The sequence below is a fragment of the Mycobacterium pinniadriaticum genome (genome assembly GCF_026242045.1).
Taxonomy (GTDB): Bacteria; Actinomycetota; Actinomycetes; order Mycobacteriales; family Mycobacteriaceae; genus Mycobacterium; species Mycobacterium pinniadriaticum.
Window position 1 is genome coordinate 1 of sequence record NZ_JAPJDO010000094.1, and the last position, 1,780, is coordinate 1,780.

General features: G+C 65.2%; 1 protein-coding gene. It reads left to right on the top strand.

The window, feature by feature from the left end:
* Positions 1-69 precede the first annotated feature (69 nt).
* On the top strand, positions 70-1,617 hold the full coding sequence (locus tag ORI27_RS32770; RefSeq protein WP_266001414.1) for an IS1182 family transposase: 1,548 nt from the start codon (positions 70-72) through the stop codon (positions 1,615-1,617).
* Positions 1,618-1,780 lie beyond the last annotated feature (163 nt).

Below are 1,780 nucleotides of genomic sequence, written 5' to 3' on the forward strand. Positions count from 1 at the left end.
CTAGGAGCCTGCTGAATTATTCCCGCGTGGCGGGGTTGGTTGTGGTGGGGTGTTGGGGACAATTGGTGGGTGCAGGGTCGTTCTGATGATCAGCGTGAGTTGTTGGATGCGGAGTCGGTTGCCGGGCATTTGTTGAAGTCCGACAGCATGTTTGCGTTCTTGGCGGCGCATCGGTCGCGATTGTTTCCTGAGGAGATGTTCGCTGATCTGTTCCCGTCGCGGCGGGGTCGGCCCAGTGTGCCGGCTGAGGTGATGGCCTCGGTGATCACCTTGCAGGCGCTGCATGGGCTGTCCGATAACGAGACCGTGGAGGCGGTGACCTTCGATCTGCGGTGGAAAGCGGCCTGCGGGCTGCCGATTACTGCGGGCGCGTTTCACTCCACGACGTTGACGTATTGGCGGCGCCGGTTGGCCGATTCGCAGCGCCCGGACCGGATCTTCGAGGCGGTCAAGGCCGTCGTGGCTGAGACCGGCGTTCTGGCGAAGAAGACGCGTCGGGCGTTGGATTCCACCGTGCTCGATGACGCGGTGGCCACCCAGGACACGGTGACGCAGTTGATCGCCGCGATCCGGCGGGTGGCCCGTGAGGTTCCCGGCGCTGGGCAGGTCATTGAGGCTCAGTGCAGTGCCCATGATTACGACGATCCGGGCAAACCCGCGATCGCCTGGAACGACAAGTCCGCCCGTGACCAGCTCGTTGATGGGCTGGTCGGTGACGCGCACCGGCTGCTCGGTCATCTGCCCGAGCAGGATCTGGGACCCCGGGCTGCCGAGGCGGTGGCGTTGTTGGCGTTGATCGCCGGCCAGGACGTCGAACCCGTCGAGGGTTCTGATGGCACCGACGGGCAGTGGCAGATTGCTCAGAAGGTGGCCCCCGACCGGGTCATCTCGACCGTCGATCCCGAAACCCGCCATGCCCACAAGACCGTGCACCGCCGCCAGGACGGCTTCAAAGCCCACATCGCGGTCGAACCCGATACCGGGATCATCACCAGCTGCGCATTGACCAAGGCCACCGGTTCGGACAATCACGAGGGTGTCGTCGGGCTGGCACTACTCGACGGCGAGCCCGCCCCGGTGCGGGTGCTCGGCGATTCGGCCTACGGCACCGGTGATACCCGGGCAGCGCTGGCCGAGCTCAAGCATGTCGCGGTGATCAAACCGATCCCGCTACGCCCGGCACTACCGGGTGGATTCACCCTCGATGACTTCGCCGTCGACCTCACCGAGGGCACTGTCACGTGCCCGGCTGGGCTCACCCGCACGATCACCGCGGCCGGCAACGCCGTGTTCGGGACGGCCTGCGCGCCGTGCCGCCTGCGTGCTCAATGCACGAGGGCTGTCGACGGCAAGACCGCGAAGATCTCACCGCACCACGCACTGCAACGATCAGCACGAGCTGAGTCCCGAAAAGCGACGTGGATCAAGGAGTATCGACAACATCGACCGATGGTGGAACGGACGATCGCCTGGCTGACTCGAGGCAACCGCAAAGTCCGCTACCGCGGCGTGGCCAAAAACGATCACTGGCTGCACCACCGCAGCGCCGCGTTGAATCTGCGTCGCCTGCTCACCCTGGGATTGACCCACACCGGCACTGCCTGGGCCATCGCATAAGGCGCCACCAGCCACACGCTTGCCCCCACCCGCCACCGATGTCACGATCGATACGGCGGGGTGACCCTCGAATTGTCGACCTCCGGGTCTGACTGAACACACGCGCCACAGAGCGCTCTGAGGCACCCCGCCCCAAACACCCCTAATTCAGCAGGCTCCTAGC